Source organism: Collinsella sp. AF23-2 (assembly GCF_003459245.1).
Lineage (GTDB): Bacteria > Actinomycetota > Coriobacteriia > Coriobacteriales > Coriobacteriaceae > Collinsella.
The window spans coordinates 1-18,164 of the sequence record NZ_QRVG01000004.1 but is presented as its reverse complement, the minus strand read 5'-3'; the positions used below and the strand labels follow the sequence as shown (position 1 = coordinate 18,164).

General features: G+C 60.4%; 18 protein-coding genes. 1 reads left to right on the top strand and 17 read right to left on the bottom strand.

Annotated features, from left to right (window positions below):
- Positions 1 to 92 precede the first annotated feature (92 nt).
- Complete coding sequence (locus DWY03_RS02930; RefSeq protein WP_006236119.1) at positions 93 to 857, top strand: aminoglycoside phosphotransferase family protein; 765 nt, start codon at positions 93 to 95, stop codon at positions 855 to 857.
- Positions 858 to 1,036: 179 nt separating this feature from the next.
- Here DWY03_RS02930 and DWY03_RS02925 read toward each other — a convergent pair whose 3' ends face one another.
- From DWY03_RS02925 to rplS, 17 genes are all read right to left on the bottom strand, one after another.
- A complete protein-coding gene (locus DWY03_RS02925) occupies positions 1,037 to 2,758 on the bottom strand; it encodes a proline--tRNA ligase (RefSeq protein WP_231500748.1) in 1,722 nt (573 codons plus the stop codon).
- Complete coding sequence (ispG, locus tag DWY03_RS02920; RefSeq protein ID WP_117773531.1) at positions 2,759 to 3,841, bottom strand: flavodoxin-dependent (E)-4-hydroxy-3-methylbut-2-enyl-diphosphate synthase; 1,083 nt, start codon at positions 3,839 to 3,841, stop codon at positions 2,759 to 2,761.
- Between the two features lie 13 nt (positions 3,842 to 3,854).
- On the bottom strand, positions 3,855 to 5,216 hold the full coding sequence (locus DWY03_RS02915; RefSeq protein WP_117564266.1) for an RIP metalloprotease: 1,362 nt from the start codon (positions 5,214 to 5,216) through the stop codon (positions 3,855 to 3,857).
- Positions 5,217 to 5,241: 25 nt separating this feature from the next.
- On the bottom strand, positions 5,242 to 6,429 hold the full coding sequence (gene dxr / locus DWY03_RS02910; protein WP_117837150.1) for a 1-deoxy-D-xylulose-5-phosphate reductoisomerase: 1,188 nt from the start codon (positions 6,427 to 6,429) through the stop codon (positions 5,242 to 5,244).
- Positions 6,429 to 7,328: a phosphatidate cytidylyltransferase gene (locus DWY03_RS02905; protein ID WP_231500749.1), complete on the bottom strand. Its 900-nt coding sequence runs from the start codon at positions 7,326 to 7,328 to the stop codon at positions 6,429 to 6,431. The genes dxr and DWY03_RS02905 overlap by 1 nt, the downstream gene beginning before the upstream one ends.
- A 2-nt stretch (positions 7,329 to 7,330) precedes the next feature.
- Positions 7,331 to 8,125 carry an isoprenyl transferase gene (locus tag DWY03_RS02900; protein ID WP_117629174.1) on the bottom strand — a complete coding sequence of 265 codons (795 nt, stop codon included), beginning with the start codon at positions 8,123 to 8,125 and terminating at the stop codon, positions 7,331 to 7,333.
- A 1-nt stretch (position 8,126) separates the two neighbouring features.
- Positions 8,127 to 8,663, bottom strand: a complete 537-nt coding sequence (gene frr, locus DWY03_RS02895; RefSeq protein WP_006236112.1) for a ribosome recycling factor — start codon at positions 8,661 to 8,663, stop codon at positions 8,127 to 8,129.
- 2 nt (positions 8,664 to 8,665) lie between these two features.
- Positions 8,666 to 9,388 (bottom strand): UMP kinase, encoded by a 723-nt coding sequence (pyrH, locus tag DWY03_RS02890; protein ID WP_040359955.1) that lies wholly within the window; start codon positions 9,386 to 9,388, stop codon positions 8,666 to 8,668.
- A gap of 117 nt (positions 9,389 to 9,505) precedes the next feature.
- On the bottom strand, positions 9,506 to 10,375 hold the full coding sequence (tsf, locus tag DWY03_RS02885; RefSeq protein WP_022094736.1) for a translation elongation factor Ts: 870 nt from the start codon (positions 10,373 to 10,375) through the stop codon (positions 9,506 to 9,508).
- A gap of 45 nt (positions 10,376 to 10,420) precedes the next feature.
- Entirely contained in the window at positions 10,421 to 11,149 is a 729-nt protein-coding gene (gene rpsB / locus DWY03_RS02880) for a 30S ribosomal protein S2 (protein WP_006236109.1), read from the bottom strand.
- 219 nt (positions 11,150 to 11,368) lie between these two features.
- A complete protein-coding gene (locus tag DWY03_RS02875; protein ID WP_370448063.1) occupies positions 11,369 to 12,277 on the bottom strand; it encodes a tyrosine recombinase in 909 nt (302 codons plus the stop codon).
- Positions 12,278 to 12,285: 8 nt separating this feature from the next.
- Positions 12,286 to 13,623, bottom strand: a complete 1,338-nt coding sequence (gene trmFO / locus DWY03_RS02870; RefSeq protein WP_117839844.1) for a methylenetetrahydrofolate--tRNA-(uracil(54)-C(5))-methyltransferase (FADH(2)-oxidizing) TrmFO — start codon at positions 13,621 to 13,623, stop codon at positions 12,286 to 12,288.
- 14 nt (positions 13,624 to 13,637) lie between these two features.
- Positions 13,638 to 14,570, bottom strand: a complete 933-nt coding sequence (locus DWY03_RS02865; protein WP_117839912.1) for a DNA-processing protein DprA — start codon at positions 14,568 to 14,570, stop codon at positions 13,638 to 13,640.
- Positions 14,570 to 16,093 (bottom strand): YifB family Mg chelatase-like AAA ATPase, encoded by a 1,524-nt coding sequence (locus tag DWY03_RS02860; protein ID WP_117766659.1) that lies wholly within the window; start codon positions 16,091 to 16,093, stop codon positions 14,570 to 14,572. Before DWY03_RS02860 ends, DWY03_RS02865 begins: the two co-directional genes overlap by 1 nt.
- Positions 16,093 to 16,578 (bottom strand): YraN family protein, encoded by a 486-nt coding sequence (locus DWY03_RS02855; RefSeq protein WP_006236100.1) that lies wholly within the window; start codon positions 16,576 to 16,578, stop codon positions 16,093 to 16,095. Before DWY03_RS02855 ends, DWY03_RS02860 begins: the two co-directional genes overlap by 1 nt.
- A 189-nt stretch (positions 16,579 to 16,767) precedes the next feature.
- Complete coding sequence (locus DWY03_RS02850; RefSeq protein ID WP_089573411.1) at positions 16,768 to 17,556, bottom strand: ribonuclease HII; 789 nt, start codon at positions 17,554 to 17,556, stop codon at positions 16,768 to 16,770.
- Between the two features lie 93 nt (positions 17,557 to 17,649).
- On the bottom strand, positions 17,650 to 17,991 hold the full coding sequence (gene rplS, locus DWY03_RS02845) for a 50S ribosomal protein L19 (RefSeq protein ID WP_006236098.1): 342 nt from the start codon (positions 17,989 to 17,991) through the stop codon (positions 17,650 to 17,652).
- Between the last annotated feature and the right edge of the window lie 173 nt (positions 17,992 to 18,164).

The window sequence follows — 18,164 nt, the reverse complement described above, 5'->3', positions numbered from 1 at the left end:
CTAGTTTTAGCACGGTTTTTAACGGCGGGGGTGCACGGGTGTTTCACACACCCCCGCCGTCGCTTCTATCGCATCGTTGAAAGGATGCAACCATGCTGCTACCCGATTCCAAGACCGAGCTCGTCCGCCGTGGCAACAAGGTCGTTTACGACCTGGGCGACAAGATCGTCAAGGTCTTTAACGAGACCAAGCCTGTCTCCGACGTGTTCAACGAGGCTTTGAATCTTGCCCGCATCAATGAGTGCGGCATCCGCAGCCCCAAGGCTCTCGAGGTTTCCCAGCTCGAGAACGCCAACGGCTGGGCGCTCGTGACCGAGAAGGTTCCGGGCACCACCCTTGCCGAGAAGATGACTGCCGAGCCCCAGCGCTTTGGTGAGTATCTCGAGATGTTCGTCGACCTCCAGATCGAGATCCACGGCTACACCTCCCCGCTGCTCAACCGTCAGCGCGACAAGTTCGCCCGCATGATCGACAGCCTTGATCAGCTTAATGCCACCACGCGCTACAACCTTCAGGAGCGTCTGGACGGCATGACCAAGGAGTTCAAGGTCTGCCACGGCGACTTCAACCCCTCCAACGTCATCGTCGGCGACGACGGCCAGCTCTATGTATGCGACTGGGCACACGCCACCCAGGGCTCCCCTGCTGCCGACGTTGCCACCACCTACCTGCTCTTCGCCCTCAACAGCAAGGATCAGGCTGAGGCCTACCTGGAGCTCTACTGCGACCGCGCCGACATGCCCATGCAGGTCGTGCGTCAGTGGACGAGCATCGTCGCCGCTTCCGAGCTCGCTCGTAAGCGCAACGTGAACGATGAGTTCCTGAAGAACTGGATCGACGTCGTCGATTATCAGTAATATCTGAGCGATTTATTTCGCATCGGAGGCACAAAGGGAAACCCCACAGCTCGAATGGGCTGTGGGGTTTTCCTTTTAGATATCGAGGATGCCACAAGATAAAAGGACGGCCCCACATCTCCCCGATCTGGAGAAATGCGGGGCCGTCCCGTATATCGAACTACAAGCGAAATCGTCGATTAACGGCGGGCCGCCTTAACAAGCTCGGCAACCTTGGCGACGACCTCGTCAATCGCCACGTCCTCGCGCTCGCCCGTGGCACGGTCCTTGAGCTCAACGTTGCCATTCTTAAGGCCACGCTTGCCAAGCACCACCTGATACGGGAATCCCATAAGGTCGTTATCGGCAAACTTAAAGCCGGGACGCTCGTCACGGTCGTCGACGACGACCTCGATACCCTCGGCGCACAAGCCCTCGACGATTTGGTCGCAGACGGTTGCGCACTCCTCCTTCTTGGGATCGAGCGGAATCACCGCGACCTCGTACGGGGCAACGGAGACCGGCCAGACGATGCCGTGTTCGTCGTTGTGCTGCTCCACGACGGCAGCAAGCGAGCGGGACACACCAACGCCGTAGCAACCCATGATGAGCGGCTTCTCCTTGCCGTCCTCGTCCATAAAGGTGGCACCCATGGCCTCGGAGTACTTGGTGCCCAGCTGGAAGACCTGCGAGACCTCGATGCCGCGGGCAGCAGAGAGCGGCTTGCCGCAGTGCGGGCAGGGATCGCCGGCAACGACGGTGACCAGATCTGCCCACTCATCGACGGTAAAGTCGCGCTCGGGGCAGGCACCGGTAAAGTGATAATCGACCTCGTTGGCACCGCAGGCCCACTGCTTGGACTCGCGCAGGCTCTCGTCACACACCAGACGGATGCCCTCGGGCAAGTTAACCGGTCCGATAAAGCCCTTGTGCAGACCGTTCGCCTGAAGCTCCTCGTCGGTCATCATGCGATAGCCCTTGCCAAAGACATGCTCGGCCTTGCAATCGTTGAGCTCGTGGTCGCCCGGGACAATGGCCACGACGGGCTTGCCCTCGGCGTCGATGAGTGCCAGAGACTTGCGCGTGCCGTTCTCGGGGAAGCCGAAGAACTTTGCAACGGCCTCGATGGTGCCCATGCCCGGAGTCTCGACCTTGGTAAGCGCACCGTCGCCAGGACCCTCGGTCACAACGACCTTGGTGCTTGCGGCCTCATCGTCGGCTGCAAAGCCGCAATCGTCGCAGTAGACGAGCGAAGCCTCGCCGGCGTCAGCCAAAGCCATGTACTCGACGGAGGTATCGCCACCGATCTCGCCGGAGTCGGCGACAACGGGCAGAGCCTTGATGTAGCAGCGCTCGCAGATGTTGGCGTAGGCCTGCTTCATCTTGTCGTACTCCTCCTGCAGACTCTCCTGCGTGGCGGAGAAGCTGTAGGCGTCCTTCATGATGAACTCGCGGCCGCGCATCAGGCCAAAGCGGGGACGGAACTCGTCGCGGAACTTGTCCTGAATGTGGTACAGGTTAACGGGCAGCTGTTTGTAGGAGCGCAGCTCGTTGCGCACCAGGGCCGTGACGGTCTCCTCGTGCGTGGGACCCAGGACGAACTCGCGACCGTGACGGTCGTCAAAGCGCACAAGCTCCTTGCCATAGGCGTCGATGCGGCCGGACTCACGCCACAACTCGGCGTCGACCATGATAGGCATCATAAGCTCCTGGGCGCCGGCAGCGTCCATCTCGTCTCGCACGATATTCTCAATCTTGCGGATCGAGCGCCAAGCAAGCGGCAGGTAGGAATACAGACCGGCGGCCTCTTTGCGGATCATGCCGGCACGGAGCAGCAGGCGGTGGCTGGCGAGCTCAGCGTCCGCCGGATCCTCTTTGAGCGTCGGCGCATAGAGCTTAGACATATACATTGCTCGGGTCATTTATTTCTCCTCAATTAGTTTGTCGACCTCGGCCATAAGCGCGTCGACAATTTGATCCTCAGCTACTTTACCAATGATCTGGCCATGCGAAAAGAGCAAGGCCTGACCACGTCCGCAAGCAACGCCCAGGTCGGCATCAGAAGCCTCACCGGGGCCATTAACGGCACATCCCATGACGGCAATCGAAAGCGGCGCGGCATAGTTCTTAAGCCGCTCGGTGACCTCCTCGGCGATGGGAATCAGGTTAACCTGGCAGCGGGCGCACGTGGGGCAAGAGACAATCTCGGGACCACGGCGACGCAGGCCCAGTGACTGCAAAATTCCCCAGGCGACCGGCGGCTCCTCAACCGGATCGGCCGTGAGCGACACACGCATGGTGTCACCGATGCCTTCGGAAAGCAAGATACCCAAGCCTACAGAGCTCTTGATGGTGCCCTGAAGCTTGGTCCCCGCCTCCGTCACGCCCAGGTGGAGCGGAACATGCGGTATCTCGCGCGACAGGGCGCGATAGGTATCAAGCGTCGTCTGTACGCTATGGGCCTTGGCGGATAGCACGATGTTGGTAAACCCACGGTCCTCAAAGTGCCGCACAAAGCGTTCGCTCGACATCACGAGCTTTTCGGGCTGCGTGAGGTCGTCGCGCTCGGCGATATCCTGCTCAAGCGAACCGGCATTGACGCCGATACGAATCGCACAGCCCGCGGCACCCGCAGCATCGATCACCGCGTCAACCTTGGCCCAATCGCCGATATTGCCGGGGTTGATGCGCAGCTTAGAGGCACCAGCCTCGACAGCGCCAATGGCAAGCTTATGGTTAAAATGGATATCGGCGACGATTGGCACCGGAGACTCGGCACAAATCGTGCGAAAGCCCTCGAGCGCAGCCTCGGTAGGCACGCTCACGCGCACGATATCGCAGCCAGCCTGCGCCAACGCGCACACTTGCGCAAGCGTTGCCTGGGCATCAGCAGTATCGGTGCAGGTCATAGACTGAACCACGACCGGAGCGCCACCACCGATCTGCACGCCGCCCACATGCACGGGGCGTGTCAACTCGCGAGGCAAAGGATGGGATAAAGACAATCCAAACACTCCCCTACAGAATAAAACGAAGGATGTCGGAACGAAGCATATAGACAAACAGCAGTGCAAAGAGCGCGATGCCGACATAGCTGACGATTGTCTGCACTTTGAGCGGCAGCTCGCGGCCCGCAATCTTCTGAATGATCTCGATGACCAGCTTGCCGCCATCGAGTGGTGGGATGGGCAGCAGGTTCATAAAGCCAAGCGAGAACGAAATGAGGGCGGCAAACGAAAGGAACGTGGCAGGGCCGGCAGCAGCGGCCTGTGAGGACATAACGCTAATACCAACGATCGAAGAAGACTGATCGAGAATCTCCATCGTATGCTGCGGCTGGAGCAGGCGCATCACGCCATCCGCTGTCTGCACGACATAGGAGAACGACAGGCGAGCCGACGTGATGGGGTCTAAACGGACCACCTGCGTAGAGGCATACACACCTAGGCGCTCGTCCTCTTTGAGCGCAACCGTGGTCGAATGCTGCTTGCCGTCACGCTCGTACTCGATGGCGATATCGTCCTTACCGGCAGCCTTGCCGATGGCATCGTAGACATCCATCCAAGTGGAACATGAGACACCGTCAACCGAAAGGATCGCGTCACCGCCCTCGATACCCGCCTTGGCGGCAATAGACCCCTCGTCAACCTGACCGATCACGTTGGTATCCATCGGCACGGTGACACCCGCAATGGAATAGATGCTCATAAGGAGCAAAAAACCCGTCAAGATATTGACGATAATGCCCGCGAGCAGCATAAAGGCGCGCTTGAGAAAGCCTTGGCCAAGATAGGTGTGCGAGCGCTCTTGCGCAAGGAACTCGGCCTCGCCGCACGGCAGCTCCCACACATCGCCCTCGGCAGTCGCATGTTCGCGATCGAAACGGCGACCATCAAAGGTGGTATAGCCTGCCTTGTCTCGCGGCAACGTCTGATATTTGGTGGGATAGTAGCTCGGCGAGGGCTTCTCCCCTTCCTCATACCAGGGCGCGATGGAGCCCCAGCCCAGCAAAAGGGCGCATGCCTCGAGCACATCCTCCTCGGAAAGCTCGAGCTCGACAGCAAGGTCGGCCACGGTCACGCGACCATGACGATAGATAGCCGCGAGCACGCGGTCGGCGCACGAAACATCGGTCGGATCCATACCGCAGATGGCAGCGTAGCCACCCAGCAGCAGCGGGGTCACGCCAAACTTGGTTCCAATGCGACGCGACGTGTAATGGATGTCAAAGCGGCACGGCAGACCCAAAAAGAACTCGGTCACACGGACGCCGCAGGCACGCGCCGCCAAAAAGTGGCCGCCCTCGTGCAAAAACACGAGGACGGAAAGCATCAGCAGGCCCCAAAAGACCGATGAGAGAACGCTCAGAACAGTATCCATAAAACGAAAAAGCAATCCTTATGGGTTAGGAACGGGTTGCGGCGAGCACCTGCGCAGCCTTTTCACGCGCCCACGCATCGATGTCGCGAAGCTGCTCAAACGAATCGACCACCTGCATATCGTGGGCGTCCATGCAGGATTCCACAATGCGATCGATATCGGTAAAGCTGCAGCCATCGTGCAGGAAGGCATCGACGGCGACCTCGTTGGCGGCATTGAGCACGCACGGCATGGTGCCACCCGTCTTGCCGGCACGCTCGGCCAGTGCCAGACAGCGGAAGGTATCCATGTCGGCAGCATCAAACGTGAGCTGCCCCAGCTCGCGGAAATCGATACGAGGCGCCGGAGTATCCCAACGCTCGGGATACGAGAACGCGAACTGGATGGGAATACGCATGTCGGATGCACCGAGATGCGCCATCACGGAGCCGTCGGCGAACTCGACCATAGAGTGAATCTTGGACTGACGCTGCACGACCACGTTAATGAAATCGAGGTCGCAGTTAAACAGATGCATGGCCTCAATGCGCTCCAGGCCCTTGTTCATGAGGGTGGCGGAGTCAATGGTGATCTTGGCACCCATGGCCCACGTGGGATGCGCGAGGGCATCGGCACGCGTCACGCGATCGAGCTCGTCGCGCGTGCGGCCAAAGAACGGACCGCCCGAGCAGGTGAGCCAAATGCAGTGGGCCTCGCGCGGGTTCTCCCCCAGATAGCACTGGTAGATGGCGGAATGCTCAGAGTCGACCGGAATAAGCTGGCCCGGTTGCGCCAACGGCATAAGCAAGTCGCCACCGACGACGAGGGACTCCTTGTTGGCAAGGGCAAGGCGCTTATTCGAGGTCAAGGCCGCATGGCTCGCCTCGAGACCGGCGGCGCCCACAATAGCGACAAGCACGCAGTCGACATCGTCGCGACGCGCGAGCTCGCAAACCGCCTGCGCGCCAACGCCGAGCTTCGTTCCCTCGGGCAACTCCTGCAGCACGGCGTCATCGCCATGATCGACATCGGCCACGGCAACCGCCGGAACCGAGAACTCGCGGGCAGCGGCAACGAGCTCGGAGGTACTGGAGTTAACGGACAGCGCCGTCACCTGCAGGCGATCGGCATGCTGGCGGCACACATCGAGCGCCTGGGTGCCGATAGAGCCCGTACAACCCAGGATGGCAACGCGAAGGCGTCCATCGGGGCCATACGTCGTCTGGAAGGACATTACAGCACGCCTCCGATCATCAGCAACAGCTGCGCGGTGATGCAGCCGAAGATAAGCGAATCGCTACGATCGAGCATTCCGCCGTGGCCCGGGATAAGGTTGCCGGAATCTTTGACGCCCACACCGCGCTTGATGCGCGACTCGATAAGGTCGCCGATAACGCCCAGAATGGACACGACCACGCCGCACAGCAGCGCATAGGGCAGGCTGAGCTTGTAGAAGTGCGTCGCCCACAGGATGAGCCAAATCAAAACCGAGCCCAAGATGCCGCCGGCAAACCCCTCCCAGCTCTTTTTGGGAGAGATCTTGGGAACCATCTTGTGCTTGCCGATACGGCTGCCCACGATGTAGGCAAACGAATCGGAGACCCAAAGGGACGCGCAAACGCCCACTGAAAGCAGGGCGCCGGCAAAACCGGGCACGGCATCGCGCAGCAGCACGATAGCCGACAGCATAAAGCCAGTGTAGATGGGACCCATGAGCGTCACGGCCACATCAGAGATGCGGGTACGCGGCGACCAGACATACCAAATGCCCACAGCGAGCATCAAGGCAAAAAGCAGGGCATTCAGCAACATCGAATCGCCCAACGCCGACAGCGGAAAGAGTACGGCGGCAGCGATACCCATGCGCTCGTTAGCCATCTTGCCATCGAGCCTTGTCATACGGAAAAACTCATAGCAGCACAGACCGCTCATGACAGAAACAAAGATGGCCGTGGGCACGATACCCAAAACCAGGCACAGGATAAAGACAACGGCGTAGACGATACCGGCGGCGGCACGGGTAATAAAGCCCGCCAGCCACGAACCGGTGCCGCTCTTCGCTGCAGGCGCTCCCGCAGTGGCAGCTTTGCGCACAGGCGTCTTGGGAGCAGATGCCTTGGGACGATCGGACACGATTAAGCCTCCTCGGTCTTGCTCAGTCCACCAAACCTACGGTCACGGCCCTGATAGGCCAAAATGGCGTCGACAAGGCCCCAACGATCAAAGTCGGGCCAATAGGTATCGGTGACGTAGAATTCGGAATAAGCCACCTGCCACAGCAGATAGTTCGAAAGGCGCAGCTCACCAGAGGTGCGAATCACAAGTTCGGGATCGGGAAGACCGGCGGTATAGAGGTGGGAAGCCACCATGTCGTCATCAATTGCGGCAGGATCGATCTTACCGGCGGCAGCGTCGACTGCGATCTGACGGACAGCACGGGTAATCTCGGCACGCGCGCCGTAGTTGACGGCAAGCGCCAGCGTCATACCGGTGTGATCGGCGCACTCGGCAAGACCGCGTTCAAAAACGTCGCGGGTCTTCTTGGGCAGCGCGGAAATGTCACCCAAAAAGACAACGCGCACGTTTTCGCGCTTCAGAAGCGGCAGCTCGTCGATAAACGTCTTGGCAAACAGATGCATCAAGACGTTGACCTCATGCTGCGGGCGGTTCCAGTTTTCGGTAGAAAACGCATAGGCCGAAAGCACGTCGACGCCCAGGCGCACGCAGGCGGTAATGATCTCGCGCAGCGAGACGATACCCGCCTTGTGGCCCTCGGTGCGTGCAAGACCGCGCGACGTGGCCCAACGACCGTTGCCGTCCATGATGCACGAGATATGGTGCGGAATGTTATTGAGGTCAAGGTCGGAAAAACCGACGCCCGCAGGGGCGTCGGCAAAGTACTCGACCAGTTTATGCTCGTCGTATTGCACCTTAGATCTCCATGACCTCGGCTTCTTTTTCCTTCAGAAGCTCCTCGACCTTGGCGACATACTCATCGGTATGCTTCTGGACCTTGGCCTGCTCGCGACGTACGTCGTCCTCGGTGAGCTCCTCATCGCGCTCGAGCTTGTTGTTGAAGTCGCGACGGATGTTACGGATAGACACCTTGGCCTGCTCGGCGTACTCGCGGCACTCCTTGACGAGCTCGCGACGGCGCTCCTCAGTGGGAGCCGGGAACGGCAGACGAACGACGGTGCCATCGGAGTTGGGGGTAATACCCAGATCGGAAGCGCCGATGGCCTTGACGATAGCATTGATGAGCGCCTTATCCCACGGCTCGATGAGCAGCATGTGAGCCTCGGGGGTCTTGACGGCGGCAACCTGCGTGACCGGCGTGGGGACACCGTAATAATCGACGGTGATGTCGGACAGAATGTTGGCGTTGGCACGACCGGTACGGACCTTGGAGAAGTTATGCTTGAGGGACTCGAGCGACTTGTCCATATGGGCGGTGATGTTCTCTGCCATGCTTAATCCTCCTGATAGACGAGCGTGCCGACGGGCTCACCCGCGAGCGCGCGCTTGACGGTGTCCTCGCCATCGATGTTGAGGACCAAAATAGGCATACGGTTATCCTGGCACAGGGCCGTAGCTGTGGAATCCATAACCTGCAGACCGCGAACGAGAACCTCGTGATAGGTAATCTTGTCAAAACGGACGGCATCGGCGCACTTGACGGGATCCTTGTCGTAGATGCCGTCAACCTTGGTGGCTTTAATCAGAATCTCGGCGCCGATCTCGCACGCACGAAGAGCCGCGGCGGTGTCGGTCGTAAAGTACGGATTGCCCGAACCGGCGGCAAAAATAACAACGTTGCCCTTGGAAAGGTGGTTGATGGCGCGACGGCGAATATAGGGCTCGCAGATCTCGTTCATCTGGATAGCGCTCATCACGCGGCAGGGAACATCGTTATGCTCGAAAGCATCCTGCAGGGCGAGCGCGTTCATAACGGTCGCGAGCATGCCCATGTAGTCGGCCTGAGCACGCTCCATGCCACCGGCAGCGCCTGCCATGCCGCGGAAAATATTGCCGCCGCCGACAACGACGCCGACCTCATGGCCAACGGCGAGCAGCTCCTTGACCTGCTTGGCAAGATGATCGGTAACCTTGGGGTCGATGCCATATTGGCCGTCGCCCATCAGCGCTTCGCCGGAAAGCTTAAGAAGCACTCGTTTATATCGGATGTCGGACAAAGCGATCCTCCTTTAATTAGACTCTCAATATGATATCAAAGGCTCTGATAAGAGCCATGAAAAAGCAGGCTGTGAGTAAAACCCACAGCCTGCTCATTACCAGCTACAAGAGCTTATTTACTCGCCACGGACCAGACGGTCAAAGGCAACGACGGTAATGGTGTCGCCGAGCTCCTTGGAGACCTGCTCAGCGTACTTCTTGATGGTGAGGGAGCTGTCCTTGATGAACTCCTGCTCGGTGAGCACGGACTGCTTGTAGAACTTCTCCAGACGGCCAACAGCCATCTTCTCCTGGATAGCCTCGGGCTTGCCGGACTCGGCAGCCTGGGCCATGTAGATCTGCTTCTCGTGCTCGACGGTCTCGGCCGGAACCTGATCGCGGGTAGCGCAGATCGGGGCGACGGCGGCAACCTGAAGGGCAACGTCGTGAGCGAAGGTCTTGAAGGACTCAGCCTGAGCGGTCTCGGCCTTCTCGAAGGCGAACTCGACGAGGACGCCGATCTTACCACCCATGTGGATGTAAGAAGCGAGCGCGCCGTTCTCGGCCTTGCGGGCAGCGAAGCGGGAGATCTTCATGTTCTCGCCCATGATGTGAATCATCTCGGTGAGCTCGGAGGAAACGGTCTCCTCGCCCATCGGCTTCTCGAGCAGAGCGTCGACGTCAGCAGGCTCGGTGGTAGCGACAACCTCAGCGACCTTAGAAGCAAAGCCGGTGAACTTGGCGTTGGAGCCAACGAAGTCGGTCTCGCAGGAGAGCTCGAGCAGAGCGCCGGTCTTGCCATCCTCGGAGACGAACGCGGCGACAGCGCCCTCGTTGGTCTCACGGCCAGCCTTCTTGGCAGCCTTGGCAAGGCCGTTCTTACGCAGAACGTCGACAGCGGCGTCCATGTCGCCGTCAGCCTCGACGAGAGCCTTCTTGCACTCCATCATCGGAGAGTCGGTCATCTCGCGGAGCTGCTTGACCATAGCGGCGGTAATCTGGGCCATTGTGGTTCCTTTCAAAGAGATGAAAAAGAATTAACTAAGACTGATTTACTCGGCCTTGGGCTCAGCGGCCATCTCGGCCTCGGAGACCTGCTCCTTACCGGAGCCAGCGAGGCAGGCGTCAGCCATGAGCTCGCACATAAGGGTGACAGCGGAGATAGCGTCATCGTTGCAGGGGATGCCGTACTCGACCTCGTCGGGATCGGAGTTGGTGTCGATCAGAGCGACGACGGGGATGTTCAGGCGCTGAGCCTCCTTGATGGCGTTCTCCTCGCGCTTAGTGTCGATGACGAAGAGAGCCTGGGGCAGACCCTTCATGTCGCGGGCGCCACCGAGGTTGGTCTGGAGCTTGGTGAGCTCCTTGCCGAGCACAGCCTGCTCCTTCTTGGGGAGCACTGCCATGCGGCCGTCCTCGACCATGGCCTCGAGCTCCTCCATGCGGTTGATGCGGGAGCGGATGGTGACGAAGTTGGTCAGCATACCGCCGAGCCAACGCTGGTTGATGTAGGGCATATTAGCGCGCTCAGCAGCGTTCTTGACGGCCTCCTGAGCCTGCTTCTTGGTGCCGACGAACAGCACGTTGCCACCCTTGGCGACGTTCTTGACGAAGGTGTAGGCCTGGTCGGCGTCGAGGATGGTCTGCTTGAGGTCGAGGATGTAGATGCCGTTGCGCTCACCGAAGATGAACGGCTTCATCTTGGGGTTCCAGCGACGGGTCTGGTGACCGAAGTGGCAGCCGGCCTCGAGCAGGGTGCGGATATTAATCTTGGTAGCCATGTTAAACCTCCTGTGGTTTGCCTCCGCGCGGGGTCATCCTCCAAAACCAACCCGGACATGTGCTACCAAAGCCCGGGCACCACGGTATGAAGTAGCCGCGCGTGCGTGATAAAAACATGTTGCCGTGAAGCAACCCGATGAATGATAGCAGGAATGCATCTTCGTGCCAACCCGCAATCAAAACCACACACCTGAGTGCGGCGCGGGACGTCCCAGCCACTATTCGCCTCGGGGATGGGCTTGAGCCACGGCACGTTTGAGCCGATCGGGCGTGAGGTGCGTGTAGATCTGCGTCGTGGACAGGCTCGCATGACCCAGCAGCTCTTGAACCGAGCGCAGGTCCGCACCGCCCTCGAGCAAGTCGGTCGCAAAGGTATGGCGCATCGCATGCGGGGCGATGTCGGCCGGAATGCCGGCGAGTGTCGCCAGAGTATGGAACCGCCGCCTGAGCATGGCGGCACTCATGCGATTACCGCGCGCCGATATAAGCAGCGGATGCGGCCCGGTAGTGGGGTCACGGCGCTTTGCCTGAGCGAGCAACTCCGGCCGCCCCTCCTCAATATAGAGACGCGTCGCCTCGAGCGCGCGACGATACAGAGGGACGATACGTTCCTTGCTCCCCTTGCCCCACAGGCGCAGCGTGCGTTCGGACCAAGCGATGGACTCCACATTGAGTGCTGCGAGCTCAGAGATACGAGCACCCGAGGCATAGAGCAGCTCGAGCATCGCCGCATCGCGCAGTCCCGCGGGGGTTGAGGTATCAGGGGCTTTGAGGAGCGCCTCCACCTGTTGGTTCGTCAGCACACCGGGCAGATCGCGCGGGAGCTTGGGCGAGGAAATTGCCGAGACCGCATCGCCCTCCACGACCCCCTCGGCAGCCATCCATCGATAGAGCGATCGGATAGCCGACAGATGCGCCGCAAGCGTTCGGGGAGCAACCTGCTCACGCGAAAGCTCGGCAAGATAGCGACGAATGGTGCGCACGTCGGCAGCGAAAGCATCGATATCCTCGCGCTCGCACCAGGCAGCAAAGCGCTCCAGCCTCGAGCCATAGGCCGTCACCGTGTTGGGAGAAAGTCCCTCGACACGTGCGATATAGGCGATAAACGAGTCGACGGTGTCGTACAGGTCAAAGGCTATGACCGGTCGCCTCCAAACAGATCGGGGCGAGTTGCCAGATAGGCATCAAGAGCCTCGAGCGCACGGTCCGCATAGGCCTGGTAGCGGTCGCGCTTACTGCGGCGCTTGCCGTCCTCGAGCGGCGGCACCAAGCCAAAGTTGACGTGCATGGGCTGATAGTCCACCGTTGCCGGATCGGTCGCATAGCCCACGAGCGCGCCCAGGGCGCCCACGCGCGGCAGCTCGACGCCCGCGGCACCGATAGCCTCGGCATAGGTGTTGAGCGCCGCGAGCAGACCGGTCGCCACGGCCTCCATATAGCCCTCGGTGCCGGTGATCTGACCGGCCAGGCGCACGCCGGTACCGGGCACGGCAAAGGTGCCATCGAGCACGTGCGGGGCGTCGACAAAGGTATTGCGGTGCATGACACCGTAGCGGAAGAACTCGGCGTTCTCCAGACCCGGCACCATATGGAAGACGCGCTTCTGCTCGCCAAAGGTCAGGTTGGTCTGGAAGCCCACCAGGTTATAGGCGGTCTTCTCCTTGTTCTCGGCACGCAGTTGAATCGCCGCCCAGGGGCGACGTCCGGTACGCGGGTCGGTGAGGCCGACGGGCTTCATGGCGCCAAAGCGAATGGCGTCCTTGCCGGTGCGCGCAACCTCCTCGGCAGGCTGGCATGCCTGGAACAGATCGCCGCCCTCAAAGTCCTTGAGCACCACGCGGTCGGCCGTGGTAAGCGCCTCGATAAAGGCCTCGTACTCCTCCTTATTGAGTGGAGCGTTGAGATAGTCGCCGCTCCCCTGTTCCTCGTAGCGCGACTGCGAGAACAGCACGTCCATATCGAGCGTGGAGGCATCGACGATCGGCGCCGCGGCATCGAAGAACGCAAGGGCGTCGCCACCGACGAGCTTCATGACCTCTTCGCTCAGCGCCGGCGAGCACAGGGGGCCGGCGGCAATGACCACATGGCCCTCGGGAATCTGCGTGACCTCGCCGTGAATGATCTCGATATTGGGACGGGCGGCAACCTCGGCCTCGACAAGCTCGGAAAACTTGACGCGGTCGACCGCCAAGGCACCACCGGCGGGAACAGCCGCGCGATGGGCGCAATCGAGCAGGACTGAACCCATGCGCTCAAGCTCAGCTTTCAGCAAACCAGCCGCGGAATCCGGACGGGTCGACTTAAACGAATTGGAGCAGACGAGCTCTGCCAGGTGATCGGTATGGTGGGCCGGGGAGCTCACCTGGGGGCGCATCTCGCACAGCTTTACGGCAAACCCGCGGTCTGCCAGCTGAATCGCGCATTCCGAACCCGCCAGACCGCCACCGATAACCGTCACCTGATCAAACAGCATCTGCAAACACCTTTCTAATTGACACGTTTTCCATTGTGACCGAAGGGCGTCTGGGCGTGAAGGGCAAACTTGGAGGGCGCATACCTTCCATCCATCATGCGCTCGATAAGGCCCTCGAGCTCAAGCGAACCCAAGAGCTTGAGTACGCCGACGGCATCGAGCGAGACGAGCGCCGCGATGTCGTCGACCTTGAGCGGAGAGGCGATGAGCGCATGCATCACGGTCTGCTGTGTTTGATCCAGGTCGGCAATGCCGGGAGCATCGGGGCGCGAGTAGCGCAGGGTGCCGTAGATGCGTGAAATAGCCATCTCGATAGATTCCTCGTCGATGATGCAGCAGGCACCGTTCGCAATGAGGTAATTCGTGCCACGCGACTCGGGCGATAGGATCGACCCTGGCACGGCAAGAAGTTCTCGCCCCAAATCCATAGCAGCCTCGGCTGTAGAAAACGTCCCGGAAGGCATACCCGCCTCGGATACAAAGAGGGCTTGCGACAGGGCCGCGATTACGCGATTGCGGCGCGGAAAGGCAAACTTGCGCGGACCCATGCCCCACGGAGAGATCGACACGACCGCGCCACCCGTATCGAGCGTGCGCGTAATAAGCCCCGCGCTCGAACGCGGGTAGACCACGTCGGCGCCCGTCCCCAGCACCACGACGTGTTTGCCGCCGGCATTGACCGCAGCCCAACCCGAGGCCTGGTCACAACCGACCGCGCCGCCCGAAACTACTGTCACGCCCGCCTCGACCGCAACCTTTGCCGCAAGCTCTGCCACGGCAAGACCATACGGAGAGGCCTTGCGCGCGCCGATGATGGAGAGCGCGGGCGTCGAAAGCACCTCGGGGTTGCCGCGCACATAGAGTGTCTGGGGTACATCAGAAAGCTCCAAAACGGTCTCGGGATACAACGCGTCACCTGGATGCAGCTCGAAGGTCCCCTCGGCCATCATTGGTCCCTCCTTCCCTGGTACATCGCCGCCTCGAGCACGTGGTCCTGCGTCACTTGCTCGCTCTCGGCGACGTCGGCGATTGTACGCGCGATACGCACCAGGCGCACGATGCCGCGGCCCGTGAGATGCGTGCGCTTCGACAGGCCGAGCACACACTTCTCCGCCGCATCATCGAGCTCAAAGGTCGAAACGACGCCGTCAATGGACCGTGTCTCGTCATCCTCGGCCTCGGCATCCGCATCGTCCATACGGGATTCGCGCCAAGCGCGAAAAGCGCGACCGCGCACAACGTAGTCACGTAACTCGGCAGACGACATACCCTCCGCGCCCTCGATAATCACCTGAGGGTCGGGACGGGTCACATCGATCATCATGTCGATACGGTCGGCCAAAGGACCGCGCAGTTTAGACCGATAGCGCTCGACCATCGCCGCCGAGCAGCGACACGGTACCTCACGATCGCCCAAAAAGCCGCAGGGGCAGGGATTGCTCGCAGCCAGCAGCTGAAAGCGCGACGGGAAGGTAAAAGCCCCGTCGACGCGCACGATCCTCACATAGCCGCGTTCGATGGGCTGACGCAGCGTCTGCAGCACACCCGTGGGAAACTCGGCAAGCTCGTCCAAAAATAGCACGCCGCCATGAGCAAGGCTAATCTCACCCGGGTGCACCGGGCGCCCACCGCCGATAAGACCTGCGGTCGAAATACTGTGATGGGGGCTGCGGAAGGGCCGGTGCCCCGCCAACAAGCCATCAATGTTCTCACCCAAAACCGAATGGATGCACAGCGCCTCCTGTTGATCCTCAACGGAAAGCTCGGGCAGGATGCCGGTCATACGACGCGCGAGCATCGTCTTGCCCGATCCCGGGGACCCGATCATAAGCAAACCGAGTTCTCCTGCCGCCGCAAGCGCCATGCCGCGTTTGGCAACCTCCTGCCCTAGCACGTCGGCATAGTCGAGCTCGGGCTCAAAGGTCGCCTCGAGCACTTCAGAATCCAAGTAGTGCCGCGCGGCATCGCCCATGCCATGGGCAAGCTGAGACAAATGATCGATGAATCCACAATCCACGCCCGCAAGCGGCACATGCTGATCGGACCTGCCGGCGATAAAGGACAGCCCCATATCACGCGCCAATAGCTGAAACGCCACCTCGCCCTTGACAGGAAGCACCGTACCGTCCAAGCCGAGCTCGCCGGCGATAAGGCAGCGATCGAGGTTGTCGCGGGGAATCTGCCCATCGGCCGCCAGAACCGCGATGGCGATGGGCAAATCAAAGCCGCTACCGGTCTTGCGAATATCACCGGGCGCTAGGTTGACCGTAATGCCCGAGCGTGGGATCTCGAACCCGGCGGAGCGCATCGCGCAGCGAATACGACCGCGTGACTCCATCACCTCCATACTCGGAATACCGAGCATCTGAATGCCCGGAACGCCACCGGCAAGCGAGACCTCGACCGTGACGTGAATCGCCTCGACGCCACGGATGCAGGCCGCGTGAACGGCAAACGTCTCGAACGCCATCACGACACCTGCCAATCGAACGCGTTGTACTGATGCTCGATCTCGGCGATATGCCCGCCGCGAATGGTGACACCCACGGCATCGAAGCGAATCGCCTTGAGCGGATAATGCTCCATAAGATAGCAGCTTGCGATGCGGCGGTAGCGGCGTTGCTTTTGAGCGTCCACGGCCTCCTCGGGAAAGACCCGCGTGTTGCAATCCAGTGCGACGCGTCTGGTCTTGACCTCGGCCATCACCACGACATCGTCGAGCTCATCGAGCAGCACCAGATCGGCCTCGCCCTCGGTGCAACGATAACCCTGCTCCAGCAAGGTGTAGCCGCGTTCGTTAAAGTAGTCGATGGTGATCAGCTCGCCCAGCATGCCCAGCTCGCGGGGACTGAGTCCCTTGATAAACTCGGGCGTCATCGCCCCGCAGTCGAGCTCGCCGTTTTCCCAACGCTCCTTGAGCTGCTGCGTCTTGCTCTTTTTGCTTGCGGCACTCATGGGGTCTCCTTTCCCGCACACTGCATTGCCCCGATGATGAGGGCACCTTTCATGCGGGTAAGTACCGGAAGCAAACCAAAAGCTGACCAAATGCCGTCAAAAAACGGGCCGTACGCAGCAATGCTGTTGCATACGGCCCGCTACCAGCAGGTTTATAGAACCTTTAAGGTCCCTATCTCCACAATTGGCCTAGAAAAGGCGCTCAGTCTGCAGAAAGTTTCCGCAAAAGCTCACGCGGTGCAGCGGACAAAGTCCATGTTTGCGAATGGCCTCGATATGCTCGGGGCTCGCATAGCCCTTCGACTCGGCCAGATGGTACTCGGGGTATTCGGCGTCGTACTCGACCATCATCTCGTCACGCGTGACCTTGGCCATGATGGACGCCGCGGCGATGCAGGCGATCTTGGCATCGCCCTTCACCACATCGCGCTCGTTAGGAACGGCGCCCAAGGGGTTGCCATCCATGAGGACGCAGTCGGGTTCAAGTCCCGTATCGGCCACGGCGCCCGCAACGGCGGTACGGATAGCACGGGCCATGCCCATCTCATCGATATCCTTCGGCGCGATATGGCAAAAACCGATCGCCGTCGCCACCTCGGCAATCTTCACTGAGAGCAACTCGCGGCGCGCCGGCGTGAGCTTTTTGGAATCGTTGATGCCCCAGACGCGCGGCTCCATAGGAAGGCAGACGGCGCATACCGTCAAAGGACCGGCCACCGATCCGCGACCCACCTCGTCGACACCAACGACCACTCCATCGCCGCCAAGCTCATGCATAAGCTCGTACATGTCATTGACGCGCTCGCGCTCGGCAAGCTCTTTGTCATGGCGTTTGAGGGCGCGTTCACAAGCCTTGATCACCTGCTGGCGCGGGTCCTCGCGATAATGCTCCACGAGGGCGGGGATCTCCTCAAACGTTGCGCTTGCCAGCTCTCCGGCAACCTGCGATGCCGAAACCGAGCTCGTCATGTTGGCCATACCAGGCCCTCCTTGCATGCAAATCAGATAAAAAGAAGGGCCACCCGAAGGTGACCCTTGTGCCCAAACGAGTGGACAGACGCTGCGATCTTCTTAGCGCTTCTCGGGGATGCGAGCAGCCTTGCCCACCTTGTCGCGGAGATAGTACAGCTTGGCGCGACGGACGCGACCATGACGGACGACCTCGAGCTTGGCGATCTTGGGGCTGTGAAGCGGGAAGGTACGCTCAACACCGACACCGAAGGACATCTTGCGGACGGTAAAGGTCTCGCGGGCACCGGCGCCGGCCATGCGGATGACGTCGCCCTGGAAGACCTGGATGCGCTCGCGGTCGCCTTCCTTAATGCGGTAGTGAACCTTGACGTTGTCGGCGACGCGAACCTGAGGAATGTCCTCGCGGATCTGCTGACGCTCGATTGCGCGGATGTAATCCATGTGCAATTCCTTACTCTTCTAGAGGTGCCGTACCACCTTGGCCGGCACGTAGTTGAACAAACGTATTCGAGTATACACGCGCGGGTTTCTGCTGCAAGAACATTTTTTCACGCAGACAAAAAGACAAAACCCGCACCTTGATTCTCATTTTCATTGCAACGGCCTCAGGACTC